This is a genomic window from Succinatimonas hippei YIT 12066 (assembly GCF_000188195.1).
Classification (GTDB): Bacteria; Pseudomonadota; Gammaproteobacteria; order Enterobacterales; family Succinivibrionaceae; genus Succinatimonas; species Succinatimonas hippei.
This window is the reverse complement of sequence record NZ_GL830977.1, coordinates 1-14,735: the sequence shown is the minus strand read 5'-3', so window position 1 is coordinate 14,735 and position 14,735 is coordinate 1. Positions and strand designations below refer to the sequence as shown.

The window sequence follows — 14,735 nt, the reverse complement described above, 5'->3', positions numbered from 1 at the left end:
TAAGTTTTAGCGATCCTTAAGATCATGGTTATGAGAGTTTTAGGGGAAAAGAATATACCATCGTTAAATAATGTAGTATAAAGTGCAGTTAAGTTGTAAAGACTTATTCCGCAGCCGCCTAAAATAATTGGCAGTCCTGCCCTTGCGCCGTCCGGAAGGAAAATATTATGTTGATTTTTGTTTATTTCATATAAGAATTTTTCCGGACCTAGAGCACTAAATACAGTTAATGCCGGAAGGTTTAATGAGTTGTATAAGGCGTAGTCTGCAGGAATTGTTCCTTTAAAATTGCGGGTAAAATTTTGGGGAGTATAGGCTCCGAAAGCTTCGGCCTCGTCATTAAGAATTGTTTTAGGGTGCAGTTTGTTTTCGGCAAAAGCTAAAGCGTAGGCAAAAGGCTTTAAAGCGGATCCCGGCGATCTGATTGCTTGTGTTAAATCAAGCTCGGTATGTCTGTAATCTTTGGACCCCGCATAAGCACAGACGCTGTGATCGGCGTTATCGATTACAAGCGCAGCTATTTCCTCATCAGGTAATGACTGCTCTTTAAAAGAATCAATAAATTTATTTAGTGTCCGCTGAATATCGCTGTCTATAGAAGTTATAAATAAATTTTGATCTTTGTGTTCTTTAAATAATTTATGTCCCAAGTGAAAAGCTGGTTCATATGGATAAGAAAAATTGCGGGGAAGTGGTTCGGACGTTGCCGCAATTAAAATATCTTTTTTTATAATCCCGTCTAAATACGCTTTTTTTAATACTTTATCACGATAATGCTTGGCTCTTTGATAAAAGCGATCTGGACGGATTTTTTCAGGAGATCGCGGAATTGCAACAAGAAGAGCGGCTTCTGCAGGTGTTAACTTGTCAGGCAGGTGATTAAACCAGAACAAAGAAGCTGCTGTTACGCCTTCGATGCCGCCGCCAAATGGCGCAATTGTTAAATAATCGTCAAGTACTGCTTTTCTTCCGTGAAACAGTGTAAGGTGTACCGCTTTAAACGCTTCTTTTAATTTATTAAGGTAAGTACGCTTGCCGGGCTCGTTGAGCCTTATGACCTGCATGGCGAGGGTAGATGCACCGGATACTATTTCTTGATGTAAGACATTAAGAGAAAAGGAGCGGATCACAGCTATGGGATCAACTCCAAGATGGTAGTTAAAACGTTCATCTTCTGCTGCAAGCAGCATTTTTAAATATAATGGATCAACATCATTGCTGTCAGTCTTAAAGCGATATCGGGTATCGGGGGCCGGTGTATATGCGATAACGGTATTGTCTTTACTAAACGCGATTTTTCCTATTGAAGATGTTTTTGTCAAATCCGGAGCACAAAATGCAGCGATTATGATAAAGATAAGCGCTGCGGCAAACATCAGCAAAACGCCGAAGCAAAGGATTTTGATAAAACGATTAATTTTCATGAATAACAATTTCTCCGTTATTATTCAGTGCAGCTCTTAAAGAAGCATCATTTAAGCAATAGGCAAGACTTGACGGAATTATATATTTGCCGGGATATGCTCCGCGCAAAACATAAGCCTTTATTATTTTGCCGTTGTTAAAATCACTTAAATTTAAAAGTAACTCATGACTGCTGTGCTGACTAATTACGTATGTTTCACTTGTTTTTATGAAAGGATATTGATTTTCATAAGGTAAGATCTCTCGCTCAAAGATAAACCCCGACGGAAACAGATCACGCACAATAATTTGTGAGTTATATGTCGCTTGTTTTGAATCAATTTCAAGTTTGACAATAACTTTTTCATTTTGTAAGACGTTATAGGGAGGTTTTAAAACTTTACCTCTTTCATCATAGAATGTTTTTGTAAGCTTAATGCCTGAAGAGGTATTAGCAGGAGCCTTTTGAGTTTGTCCGAAAATTGCTGCAGTAGCATAGATGCCCTTATTTTCATCATTTTTATAGCTTATATCGTCATTTGCGCTTAAAACTTTGCAGGAAACCGTTTGGCGTTTTTCGTCAAGATTAAGTGCTTTTGCGGCAATAAGTATTGATGCTTCATCAAGAGGGCTTAAATAAGGATCGGAAAGTAAATTTATTCCGAAAGCTTCGATAAATTCATTTATTTTCAGAAATTCACCGCTGTATGCAAGTGCTTCTATTAGGCTGTAGCATAAGAAAATCTTGCCTTGAGATAAAGGATCAAGAACAGAAAGACTGTTTATGAGTTTTTCTCTTTCTTCTTTATTAAGTTTTCCTTTAAGTTTCCTGTTGAGTGTTTCAAACTCGGCAGCTGCATTTTTTGCTCTGTCTATAGCTTCATTTAGCCTGTCTCTATCACCGGATAACGCAAAAGCTTTGATAAAGGCGCTTTGTGATAAAAGATCTTGCGGTCTTTCTTCGTCAAAACAGTAACGCAGTGCTGCCAAATTAACGTTGTTGTTTTGGGTCTGCACAAAGTATGCTACTGCCTTTGCAGGATATTGTGCGGTCCTTGACAACTGCAATATATTGTTATTTATAAGTTTTATTATCGGTTCTTGAATATAAAAACCTTCCTGTTGCATTAAAAATAGAGCCTGTGCGCCTAGTGCGTCAATATATTGTTGGCGCTTATAATCATAAGTGTCTGCATTAAAAGAGCCTGCTGCATTCAGATATGCGCATAGAGCATCGATATCTTCATCAATTGCGGCATTGACGGTTGGGTCGTCAGCTAAGTTGGTTCTGCTTAAAATCCGCAAAGCGCGTTCTTCAGTCGAAGGTGAAGATAAATTGTTTAAATCTTTGATGAATGCAGGCTGATTGATTAAAGGCAAAGGACCTGTGCATAGAGATCTGACTGCTTCTTGATCAAATTTTTCTTTAAATTTAAAGGTAAACGTGTTGTTGGGAGCAACATAAGAACTGTGCTTTTCCAAGCTGCTTGGATAAGAACTTATAACATCAATAGGATAAGTTTCCTCATAGGAATAATTATCGTTTTTTACAAGCACATTAATTTTACCTTGACCTAAACCTAGAGTGTTAAGCTGCAGCGTGGTTTTAGATAGGGTATTTAACGGCGTACTTACTGTTTTATTTAAAGAGCAGGCAACAGAACCGCTGCATGCGATATTTACCATAAATTTTTCATGTAATTCTTCAAGATTGTTTATAGTGAGCTTAACCTCCGATTTGTCACCTTTGATTAAATAATTCGGCAAAGCCAAATCGACTACCGCTTGGTCTTTGACGGTAAAAATAGAAGATAAAGATCCGACTTTATCGTTATTCCACGCAAAGGCCATCAAATGCAGGGCCCCTGAAAAATTAGGAATGTCAAAATTGATTTGCGCTTGTCCGTTATCTGCTTTTATAACTTTGCTTTCAAGAGCTATAACTTTATAAGGAACAGAGCTTAAAGATTGCAGCAAGGAGGCTTCAGCCATGCCGCCATCTCCGTAGCCTTGGTTGTTTTTTTGAGCCTTTTTGATGATATTGCCGTAAGAATCAAAAATGTCATAAGAAAGACGCGGCTTATCAAAAATGGATTCAGGTTTAATGCCTTTAAAGCCTGTAAGATTTAAAACTCCTTCGTCTACAAGATATGCTTTGATTAAGGTATTGTTATCAGCACCTTCAAGTTTAAGAGGAATGGTTATGCTGCTATTTGGCTTTATATCATTTTGTTTAAACTCAGAGGAAATTGTAATAATTGATTCATCAGGTTTAAATTGCAGATAGTTAAGACCTATTGCGCGGCGCGGGTTATGTTGTTTATCAACCGAAAAAACAGTTAACAGGGCATGGGTTCCGGGATAAAAGTCATCGTCTAGTTTAAAAGTAAATGAATTATGTCCCTTTTCAACTTTTATATTTTGCAGTTGGCTGACGCTTTTGCTGCCCAGGGCCAAGATCGCGGAGCCTGAATAAGGACTTTCAAAAGTTAAAGTAATATCGTCGCCTTTTTGATATTGTTTTTTATCAGAACTTAAAACAAAACGCTCCGGAACCTCAGGAGTAAGGTAGGAAGAATAACCTTGATAAAAACGCAGGCTCGTTAATATTCCGTCACTCTTTGCTTCAATTAAATATGATCCGTCGTTAAGCTTGATGTTTAAATTTAAAGGATCGTTTGCACTTTTGAAATCAAGCCTTCCTGAGGTTAAAGGTGTTTTTGACACGATTTGCTTGAACTGCCAGCGGTTATCGGTAAACACATATTGATAGTCGATATTTTCTTTATAAAGCGTGTAGCTTCCTTTGCCGATAATACTTTTCCCTTCAGGAGAACATAAAACGAAAGAAAGAGTCTTTTCATCGGAATTTAATTGGGTTTCTTTTATCCCGATGAGGTTGTGCGGAAAGTCGATTTTAACTTTATTATTTAAAGTAATATTTTGATTATTGGGGGTAATTAAATTGACGTTGACAGTAGCAGTTTGCGGAACATTATTGTCAAAAACTTTAATTCTAAAAGAACTGTTGCCTTGTTTATCCGTTACGGATTCGGGTAAATTGTCAAAGTTCGTAAAATCAGCACTGTCCTTTGCATCAATGGAAAAGTGAAAGTCTTTAAATTCGGCAAAAGGATGATTATCAACTGAGTAGTAAACGTTAGGGTAGAGTTTAAGATTTTCTGCTGCAGTGCCATAGTTATAAGAAGCGTTGAGTTTTAATATATTGTTGCCGGCACTGATTTTTTTCGGCACTTCGGTAAATTTTGCCGAAACAATATTCGGAACAAACTCGTTTACGTTTATTGATAAATTTTTAAGCAGCTTATTCCCTGAATACAGCTTAAATGTCCAGAGTCCGCGCGCAGCTTCTTTTGATAATGGATAGTCATAGGAATAATATCCCATACCTTTGTCTTTAAGTACTATATTTTCTACATTAACGCCGCGAGAGTTGAAAACTTTTAATGTAAATTTTTTTTCTTGCACGGCTTTAAACAGTTCATCACGGACTATAGCGTTAAAGTGAACTGTATCACCGGGTCGATAGATTCCTCGCTCGGTAAAAAGATAGCAGTTATAAGGCAGAGTACTTACATCCTGACCGTCATTGCCTTCAAGAAAAATAGGGGATTTGCGTAAATCAACGGCAAAAACGTCATTGCTCTTTGCGGCGATAATGGCAAGAGGAGCATCGGCATTTTTGCCGTTAAGATAGTTTTGAGGTATAAAAGCAAAGCCGTTTGGGTCGGTTACAGTCTCATAAAGCGCTATATTGTTGCGTGTCAGTAAAGTTAATTTTGCATCTTCTATAGGATTTACGTCTTTAAAACTTTTTATTGCCGCATAAAGCCCGTCAGAACCTTTATAAACGGTTAATCCCAAGTCTGATACTGCAATAATTTTGCCTTGATAAAGAAGGTCGGTATTAAAAAGATCGTTTCGGTTATTTATATCAAAATCTTTTTGCGCGACAACGGTAAGATAAAGGCCGCTTTTATCCATGTCTTTTGTTAATGAGCTTATATTAATCGTACTTTGCAATTTTTCATTTTCTTGCCCGTTTAACTGCAGCTCTTTTTCTAAAATTAAAATACCGTGATTTTTTATCAGATCAGCGATTTCATAACGTGAAATGTTTTCAACGCTGTAACGGTAAAGATCAAGGGCATTAAGATCAGATAAGGATAATTTGTATAAATAAAGCTTAACAGCTTGAAGATTTACGGTGTTAAGCGTTATTGTCGGTTCGCTTAATGTAGTTACGTTGCCTTTTTCTAAAGTTAAAGAAGAGGGTGCTTTTGCAAGCGTAAAAGTTTTTTTGACATCTGCTGACAATTTTAAATCGTTTTTAGAGGCAAGGCCCTTTTTTAAAATTGCAGTATAGGAGGTTCCGTGCCTTAATGAGTTAAGGCATAAAGTATTTTCATTTAAAGAGGGAACAGCAGTTATCTTTTTGTTATCAGAAAAAAGCTCAATAAAACCTTCAAGGTTAGCTTCGCTTTTGGAGCCCTGCATTAAATCATTAAATAAAAAACATACAGAAGGCGGGGTAATTTCCGATCTTTCAATTATTTTTGTAATGGTGAGATCTGCAGCCTGAGCTTGCGCAAATAATGCAGTGAGTATTATTGCAAGCGGTATAGACGTATGGCGCATATTAACTCCTTATTTGTATGCTTTTTTAGTTTACTTTTTAAAACCTAGAGTAAACTTAGGATAAATCAAGTAATTTGAGCAAAAAGGCAAGAACTGCAATATTAATGTGTCCGTCGACTTTGGCGAGAATTTTAAATTTTGTATCTTTAATGGAGTTGCCGTCAAAAGTACAGATGGGCTTAAAGTTTAGTATCTTTTAATGTTTTTCCGTCAAATGTGGCTATTATTGCATGTTTTGGGTTTTTGATGGTTTTGCCGTCAAAGGTTAAAATTGTTTTAAAATGTGAGTCCTGCAGCTTGTTTCCATCAAATGTTGCAATGGTTTTGAATTTCGGATCGACTAATTTTCTTCCGTCGAAAGTAGCAAGAACATTAAAATGATCATCTTTAATTGTAGTAGGCATATTTAACTCCATATTGTTTGAATCTCTCTTTTTAGTTTAGGTGCTTTTTGCATGATTCGTTAGTTTTTTTATTAAATTTGCAGCTTGATTTTGTTTTTAGCTAAAAAGATAATCTACATTGAATTTTTAGAGTAGAAAAAGGATCGAGGTTATATTTTAATGGCTAAACCCGGTGCTACAGGTTTAAGAAGGATCTTAAACGCAGGCTATTACAGTTTTAAAGGATTTAAGGCAGGATTTAAGTATGAAGCTGCCGTACGGCAGGAGCTGTTTTTAGCTATCCCTCTTACTATCTTGTCTTTTTATCTTGCTGATGATTTAGCTGTTCTTTTGCTTTTAATTGTTCTGCCGTGGCTTACTATCGCTTTTGAACTGGTTAACTCCGCGATTGAGGCGGTGGTTGACCGCATTGGAAATGAATATCATGAACTTTCCGGCAGAGCTAAAGACTTGGGATCTGCATGCGTGTTCGTGCTTTTAATTTTAACTTTGTTTGCTTATTTTGCTGCAATTATGTCTAAATTTGCGTTTTGGAGTTTTTAGTGGCGGATGTGAATGACGAATACTTTATGTCTCTTGCCTTAAGTCAGGCACGTCATGCTTGGGATTTAGGGGAGATTCCGGTCGGTGCCGTTATAGTTAATGCAGCAAAAGAAATAGTATCTGTAGGTTGTAATCGGACAATTATTGACAACGATCCTTGTGCTCATGCTGAAATCGTGGCTTTGCGCAACGCAGGAAAAATACTAGATACATATCGTCTTACCGACCTTACCATGTATGTCACTTTAGAACCTTGCTGCATGTGTTCAGGAGCCTTGATTCATGCCAGGTTAAAGCGTCTTGTATATGGAGCAAAAGATCCGAAAACGGGCGCATGCGGATCTGTTTTTGACATCCTTATCGATTCAAGACATAATCATAAAATTGATGTTGAGGGCGGAGTGCTTGAGTCTTCTTGCTCGGATCTTTTAAAAAGTTTTTTTAAAATGCGGCGCAGTATGCAGAAAGAAGGCAGAGACTGGATTTTAGAGCGGGGCATGACGCGCTTTTGGCAGAAAAATCGTTAATAGTACATAAGGATTTAACATGGATTTCTCGGTTTGGACTGCTTTTTGTTTAGCTTCGATTGTTTTAGCAATGGCTCCCGGTCCTGATAATTTATTTGTTTTATCTCAAAGTGCTATCTACGGTCCGCGCTCCGGAATTATTGTTGTTATAGGTTTATGTTCGGGGCTTGTAATTCAAACGTTGTGCGCAGCATGCGGTATCGCGGCAGTAATAGCGGCAATTCCGGCTTTATTTTTTGCTATAAAGCTTGCAGGTGCTTTATATCTGTTTTATTTGGCATATAAAGCATGGGTTCATGCCAAAGATGAAATAGTGACTAATGAGAGCTCAAAAAAGACCGGTCTTATGCTATGGCGGCGCGGTCTTATTATGAATATTACCAATCCTAAAGTTCAGATTTTCTTTTTAGCTTTTTTTCCGCAATTTGTTGCAAAAGATACGCAAGGCATAGATTTGGTACTGCAGATGGTGATTCAGGGAATTACTTTTATTGCAGCTACATTGTTGGTCTTTTCTGCTGTGGCTTTTTGCGCCGGAGCTCTTGCGTCCAAAGTCAAAAGCCCAGCCTTCCGTTTTTATTTAAATAGGCTGTCGGCGCTTTTGTTTGTTGTTTTAGCTCTCTCAACCTTGTTTTTAGGTTAAGATTCCGCTTGTATCGTTAAAAGCGGAAATACTATTTACAGCAGATCTTTATAAATTTGTGCGATTTCTCCTACGGTAAGCTGTACATAACCGTTTGCTATAAGCATATGCTGACGGGTTAAAACCATATCCGTAAATTCAAGGATTTGATTTTCTTTCATGCCGTAGCTTGATAGAGGTTTACGCTGCATAAGAGTTCCGCATAGATTATCACTTTTAATTAAAGCGTTTTCCTTGGTGCAATTGAGAGTTGATGCAATAATTTCTTCAATGTCATCAAGAGCTCCGGTAGGATTTTTAGCCGCATAAATTTTAAGTACTTCGTTAAACACTAAATAATTAGCTTCACCGTGAGGAATTTTTAATCTTATCGAAAGGGGATAGGAGAGAGCATGTACTGCAGCACAGCCGGCATTTGCGTATGACAGACCCGAAAGAGTTCCGGCCGTTTGCAATTGCTTGTAGCTTTTTTCAAGATCTGCAGCCCCAAGACTGGTAACGTCTTTCCATACTTCAAGAATTTTCTGCATGGCATCTTTTGCTAAGGCTTGAGAAAACGGGGTGGCAAGCGGTGACAAATATGACTCAAAAGCGTGAACGAAAGCATCAAAAGAGCTTGCTGCTAAAACTTTAAGCGGAATTCCGGATAGAAATTCAGGACAGAGTATCGCTTGATCTGCACAAAGGGCCTCATCATCTAAAATAAATTGGGCTCCTAAATCCGGAACATATACAGCACAATATTGAGTTACTTCAGAGCCGGTTCCCGGGGTTGTCGGAATTAAAATCAATTCACGGGCTTTATGCAGAGTGATATTCTGCGCAAATAGATTTTTTACGGGAACAGCTGTTTCAAGTGCCAAAAGCTTTGCCAGATCCAAAACGGCACCGCCGCCAATTCCTATAACCCTTGAGCATTGAGCTCCTGATTCGGCAGTTATCTTTTCAATAAGATTTTCTGAGTTCGGTCCGTGGGATATATAGTTATCACGGATAATAACGCGAGCATCTTTGACTTTATTTTCAAGATATTTATCAAAAATACGACTTTCAGTAAGAAGAAGATCGTTTTTGTTAAGATCAAGATAAGTAAGTAAGGAAGTTACATCATCAAAATTTATGATTTCACTTTTAATTCGAAAGGCTTTTTTGATAGACATAAGAAAATCCCCCAAAGACTTTTTACAGCATAAGACAAAGCTTTAAAAAGAGGATTGATCTTAATCAAAAGGGGGCTAAAATTTTTAATTTTTGCCTAATAGATCAAATAATTTGTTTAAAAAAGGCAAAAAAAACATCCCGACTATAAACAATAGTCAGGATTAATTAATAAATTTTGAAAATCAGCGGGCGCGGAAAGTAATGCGGCCTTTGGTCAAATCGTAGGGAGTGATCTGAACGGTAACTTTGTCACCGGTTAAAATGCGGATGTAGTTTTTACGCATTTTTCCGGAGATATGGGCCATTACGATATGTCCGTTTTCAAGCTGTACGCGAAAAGTGGTATTAGGCAGGGTTTCAAGAACAGTTCCCTGCATCTCAATGCTTTCTTCTTTTGCCATAAAAAAATCAAAAAAAATTAATACAACGCCCTGCGGGCACCAAAACTGCGTGAATTATACCTTAAAAAAAACTAAAAGGCAGAAGATCTATAATATTTTCCTGCCTTTTAGCTTATGAAAAAAGTAATCTTGTTTCATTCAAAAGGATAATGAATTCCCCAAAGCTGTCTTAAGGTGTCAGTCAGTTTTAAAACTTCAATAGTCTTTTGATGCGGCATTTCTTTACATTCAAGAGCACCTGTTTTTAAAGCCTCAAGACAAGACAGCAATTCGTATTCGTATCCTGTTACCTGCTGCGGAATCGGCACGACGCGAACAAGTTTATGATCGGTATCAAAAACTTCAATTTTTTCCGGGTTGTTTATGTTCGTTACTGCAATATAGCCTTTTTCACCGTAAATAAATCCGATACGGTCGGTAGGCCCCATACAGGTTGCATGTAAAGAAGCGAATTTTCCGTCTTTGAAGGTGAGTGCAATATTATCCATAAAGTCAACACCAGTATCAGCTTTTATACAGCTTCCTTCAATTTTTGCTACTTCGTGTCCGAAAGCCATTAAAGCAAAATTAAGCGGATAAACGCCGATGTCAAGTAACGCGCCGCCTGCAAGTTCAGGTTTAAAAATACGGTCTATCTGAAAAATCGGGTATCCTAAATTTGCTTGAATTGAATGAACTTTGCCGATAGTACCTATTTCAATCAATTTATCGATAATGCTTCTTGACGGCATATATCTTGTCCAAATTGCTTCAGTAATAAATACGTGGTTAGATCTGGCAAGAGCCAATACTTCTTCAGCTTGACAGGCGTTTGCGGTAAAAGCTTTTTCAACAAGCATCGCCTTTTTATATTGAATGCATAATTTGATGTTGGAGTAGTGCTCTGAGTGAGGTGTTGCAATATAGATTAAATCCACATCAGGATCTTTTAGCATCTCTTCATAAGATCCGAATGCTTTTGTCACATTGTTCTTTTGCGCAAAATCCAGAGCTTTTTCAAGAGAGCGAGATGCAATGGCATAAAGTTCAACTTCAGGATGCTTCATGCCGTTTATAGTTTGGGCCATTGTGGCAGCAATTTTTCCTGCTCCCATTATTCCGACTTTCATTATTACTCCTTATTTTTAACGCAGAGTGATGCTTAAACTTAAACTAGTTGAAGCGTTTTTCTTTAAATCATAAGAAAGAATAGGACTTTGTACTGCACTATCCTTAATAAGATCAATTTGCTCGCTTTTCTTTAACCCTAAAAGATCCATTATTTCTTTAGGATCGCTTTTTTGTTCACCGCACTCTAAGGTTGTGATTAAAGAGAAAATCGTATCATATGTTTTATCATCAACAGTGCTTTTATCATGTAAATTGATGATAATTCCGTTGATTTTATCCTCATTACGGGTAGGCTCAAGCGTGATGTTATCTGAGACGCCAAGAACAGAATTAGCATCAAAAGGTGGGATTGTGCCCAGATTTTGTTTTAATGCGTTATATAAAGTATTTTCAGACTGGAGAACGGCCGCAACCTCTTGCTGTGCTTCTTCTTTCTGTATTTCTTCATACCAGCCCCAGCCTGCAGAGATGAAGTACCATAATGCTACAAAGATGGCGATTAGCCGTAAATTTTTACGGATTTTTTCATTTTTTTCTTCTTTTAATTCATCTGGGGTTTTTAAATTATTTTCACTCATATCAAAATCACTTTGTGTGTTAAAAAGTTATGGACTTACACTTATGTAAGTATATAGAACCGTTTGCGCTATTGCCCTGAAAAATCTCACATATTTGCAATAGCAAAAAACATATTCCTTTAAAATGCACAAAAACAGTGCTTTAAACATTAAATTTATGTGATAAAACGCTGTAATGCATGAATATGGAGCTTTTTTTGATCATTTAGAAGTTATTTAAATGTATAATTATACAATTATTTTGAGGTTAGTTCTACTAACCTCTTGAAATATATCGATATTTTTATAAAACGATCCTGCTTGATTGAAAAAGCTTTTTGCTTCGTACCATCAGTTTTTCAGATATAAGTTGTTGCAGAATGTTTTTTCAATGACATGTCTTGATGCGTTATGCAAAAAATCTTCAAGAGGTTTTTTATGACAGATACATCCGCACCGCAGCTTAGTAAGTTGAACCGCTTCTTAAATGCTGTTGAAAGACTCGGTAATAAGTTACCTCATATTACCATGCTCTTTATTTATGCATTTATCATTGCCTGTTTGGTTTCCTTTGCTCTTTCCTTTGTTGATTTTGATTATATTCATCCGAATACCGGTAAAAAGATTGAAATCTTAAACATGTTGGCACCGGCCAATTTGCTTGATCTTTTTGTATCTTCGGTCGGTAATTTCATGGCTTTCCCTCCTTTGGGCATAACCATCGTTGCTACTTTAGGTATTGGTATTGCAGAAGGAAGCGGATATATCGGTGTTTTGCTTAAAAAGCTTTTAACTATTACGCCGAAGAAAATTCTTACTCCGGCCGTTATCGTAGTTTCAATTTTGTGTCATATCGCATCAGATTCTGCATATGTGGTTTTAATGCCGGTATCAGCTTTGATGTTCTATGCCTGCGGCAGACATCCTTTGGCAGGTATTGCTTGCTCTTTTGCAGGTTTGGCAGGCGGTTTTACTGCAAGTTTTACCCCTTCAATCATCGATCCTGTAATGCAGGGATTTACTCAGGCGGCAGCTCATACAATCGATCCTAATTATCAGGTAAATGTACTTTGCAATTATTTTTATGCGTTAGGCGGTACTATTTTCGTCATTGCTGCTTGCTGGTATGTGACAGATAAGATAGTTGAGCCGCGCTTAAAGCTCACTATGCCGCTAGATCAGGAGTTAAAAGATGATCCTGAATTAACTTTAAAGCCTATTTCCGAGAAAGAAAATAAAGCTTTTATTAAAGCAACTGCGGCTGCATTGCTGTTTTTCGGAGTATACGTGTTATTGTGCCTTCCCGAGAATTCAATCTTGCGTGCTCCGGACGGTTCGTTAACATCTCCTAAGTCACCGGTTATGCAGGGTCTTGTTCCTTTCTTGTTCTTGTTTTTCTCCATTCCAGGCGTTGTATACGGAATCAGCTCAGGATCTTTTAAATCATCCACCGATGTGATTAAAGCAATGGAAAATATCATGCATATGCTTTTGTCATTCATGGTGTTCTGTTTCTTTGCTGCACAATTCCTTTATGTTTTCGGCAAATCTAATATAGGTGCATTGCTTGCAATTTCCGGTGCCGAGTTCTTAAGAGATTTAGGTATGCCTTCCGGAATTACTTTGTTCGGTATTATTTTCCTTACCGGCGTGCTTAATATTCTTATTACTTCAGCAACTTCAAAATGGGCGATTTTATCTACCATTTTCGTTCCTATGTTAATGATGCTCGGAATTTCTCCTGAGCTTACTCAGGCAGCTTTCCGCGTCAGTGACAGTGCAGTTAACGTGTCTACTCCGCTGTTTCCGTTCTATCCTCTGCTTATTATGTATTGTCAGCGTTATGCCAAAGCAACCGGCGTAGGTACTTTGTGTTCTATGATGATTCCATATACTATCGCTTTGCTGATTGTTTTGACTGTAGTTCTGTATGCCTACTGGATTATAGGTATTCCTATCGGTTTTGACAGCGGTTTTGATTATCCTCCGAAGGTTTAGGGTTAAGGATTATATATGGAATTAAAAGAAGATTTAGTAGAACGCTTTATCCGCTACGTAAAGATTTCAAGTCAGTCAAACGCAGCCGGAACCGAAGTTCCTACTTCTGAAGGGCAGTGGGAATATGCTCGTCTTTTGCAAGGTGAACTTGCAGAGCTCGGTTTTGAAGATATTAAATTAAATGAGCATTGTATTCTAACTGCTCGTTTAAAAGGTAATTGCAAAGCCGATGCTATCGGCTTTGTCTCTCATCTTGATACTGTTGATGTTGCTTTAAGTCCGGTTGTAAAACCGCAGATTATTGAGTATAAGGGTGGGGATGTCATTCTTAATGAAAAAGAGGGCATTTCAATTAAATTAAGTGAACATCCGGAGCTTAATAATTATGTGGGACAGAAGATTATATTCTCTGACGGTACTTCCGTTTTAGGTGCGGATAATAAAGCTGCCGGTGCAAATATCATGTCAGCCTTTGCCTATTTGAAAGAGCATCCTGAAATTAAGCACGGCGATATTTTGGTAGCTTTTGTTCCTGACGAAGAAATAGGTTTACGCGGTTCAAAACTTTTAGATTTAAAAGATTTTGATCCGTCTTATGCATATACTATTGATTGCTGTGCCGTCGGTGAAATAGTTTATGAAACTTTCAATGCCGGATCGGCTCGGTTAAAGATTGAGGGAATAAGCGCACATCCGATGTCAGCAAAAGGCGTATTGGTAAATCCGCTTTTAGTTGCGCATGATTTTGTTTCGATGTTTGATAGAAATCAAACACCGGAGTGTACTGATAAGAAAGACGGTTATTGGTGGTTTGTCGGTATTAAGTCTGATCCGATGTTTTGTACTCTTGATCTTCATATCCGTGATTTTGATAAGGCTAATTATCAAAAGAGAAAAGAATATATTTTATCTTGTGTTGATAAGCTTAAGGAAATGTATCCCAGAGCCAAAATTGATATCAAGATTGAAGATGTTTACGAGAACATCTGTAATAACGTAACTCCCAGCGATAAGCCAATTGCTATGCTGTATAAAGCATGCGATGAATTGGGCATTACTCCAAATACTATTGCTATGCGCGGCGGTACTGACGGATCGGCTTTGTCGGCAAAAGGTTTGGTAACTCCGAATTACTTTACCGGCGGACATAATTTCCACTCTTATGCAGAGTTTTTGCCGATAGATGCTTTGGAGAAATCCTGCAGAATGACGTTAAAGCTCATTGAGTTGGCTGCCTCTTAAAAAGTATCACCGTTAACCATAGTGAAAAAACCGGATTTATTCCGGTTTTTTCGTGTGCTTGGCATGCATATTTTCTAAAGGGTGAA

12 protein-coding genes are annotated in these 14,735 nt (G+C 37.7%); 5 read left to right on the top strand and 7 right to left on the bottom strand.

The features are described from left to right. From HMPREF9444_RS03855 to HMPREF9444_RS11055, 3 genes are all read right to left on the bottom strand, one after another. Window positions 1-1,424: transglycosylase domain-containing protein (locus tag HMPREF9444_RS03855; RefSeq protein ID WP_187363647.1), on the bottom strand; the 1,424-nt coding region annotated here is incomplete at its 3' end. Beyond that, the gene (locus tag HMPREF9444_RS03850) at window positions 1,414-6,063 is read right to left on the bottom strand and encodes an alpha-2-macroglobulin family protein (protein ID WP_009143049.1); all 4,650 of its coding nucleotides are present in this window, start codon (window positions 6,061-6,063) and stop codon (window positions 1,414-1,416) included. The genes HMPREF9444_RS03855 and HMPREF9444_RS03850, both read right to left, overlap by 11 nt. Before the next feature lie 179 nt (window positions 6,064-6,242). Continuing rightward, the gene (locus HMPREF9444_RS11055) at window positions 6,243-6,467 is read right to left on the bottom strand and encodes a hypothetical protein (RefSeq protein ID WP_198002753.1); all 225 of its coding nucleotides are present in this window, start codon (window positions 6,465-6,467) and stop codon (window positions 6,243-6,245) included. Window positions 6,468-6,626: 159 nt separating this feature from the next. Between HMPREF9444_RS11055 and HMPREF9444_RS03840 the strand changes: the two genes are divergently transcribed. From HMPREF9444_RS03840 to HMPREF9444_RS03830, 3 genes are read left to right on the top strand one after another with little or no spacing between them, the layout of a single operon-like run. Further along, window positions 6,627-7,010, top strand: coding sequence for a diacylglycerol kinase (locus tag HMPREF9444_RS03840; RefSeq protein WP_009143047.1), 384 nt, complete (start codon window positions 6,627-6,629; stop codon window positions 7,008-7,010). Beyond that, complete coding sequence (gene tadA, locus HMPREF9444_RS03835; protein ID WP_009143046.1) at window positions 7,010-7,537, top strand: tRNA adenosine(34) deaminase TadA; 528 nt, start codon at window positions 7,010-7,012, stop codon at window positions 7,535-7,537. The genes HMPREF9444_RS03840 and tadA overlap by 1 nt, the downstream gene beginning before the upstream one ends. Before the next feature lie 19 nt (window positions 7,538-7,556). Further along, entirely contained in the window at window positions 7,557-8,180 is a 624-nt protein-coding gene (locus HMPREF9444_RS03830) for a LysE family translocator (protein WP_009143045.1), read from the top strand. A 35-nt stretch (window positions 8,181-8,215) separates the two neighbouring features. Here HMPREF9444_RS03830 and HMPREF9444_RS03825 read toward each other — a convergent pair whose 3' ends face one another. The 4 genes from HMPREF9444_RS03825 to HMPREF9444_RS03810 form a co-directional block, all read right to left on the bottom strand. Continuing rightward, a complete protein-coding gene (locus tag HMPREF9444_RS03825) occupies window positions 8,216-9,340 on the bottom strand; it encodes an iron-containing alcohol dehydrogenase (protein ID WP_009143044.1) in 1,125 nt (374 codons plus the stop codon). A gap of 183 nt (window positions 9,341-9,523) precedes the next feature. Continuing rightward, on the bottom strand, window positions 9,524-9,742 hold the full coding sequence (infA, locus tag HMPREF9444_RS03820) for a translation initiation factor IF-1 (protein WP_009143043.1): 219 nt from the start codon (window positions 9,740-9,742) through the stop codon (window positions 9,524-9,526). Window positions 9,743-9,876: 134 nt separating this feature from the next. Then, entirely contained in the window at window positions 9,877-10,851 is a 975-nt protein-coding gene (locus HMPREF9444_RS03815) for a Gfo/Idh/MocA family protein (RefSeq protein WP_009143042.1), read from the bottom strand. Between the two features lie 15 nt (window positions 10,852-10,866). Beyond that, entirely contained in the window at window positions 10,867-11,430 is a 564-nt protein-coding gene (locus HMPREF9444_RS03810) for a hypothetical protein (protein ID WP_009143041.1), read from the bottom strand. Window positions 11,431-11,847: 417 nt separating this feature from the next. Here HMPREF9444_RS03810 and HMPREF9444_RS03805 point away from each other — a divergent pair, with 417 nt between their 5' ends. Next, entirely contained in the window at window positions 11,848-13,407 is a 1,560-nt protein-coding gene (locus HMPREF9444_RS03805) for an AbgT family transporter (protein WP_040909185.1), read from the top strand. Between the two features lie 15 nt (window positions 13,408-13,422). Next, complete coding sequence (pepT, locus tag HMPREF9444_RS03800) at window positions 13,423-14,649, top strand: peptidase T (RefSeq protein ID WP_009143039.1); 1,227 nt, start codon at window positions 13,423-13,425, stop codon at window positions 14,647-14,649. Window positions 14,650-14,735 lie beyond the last annotated feature (86 nt).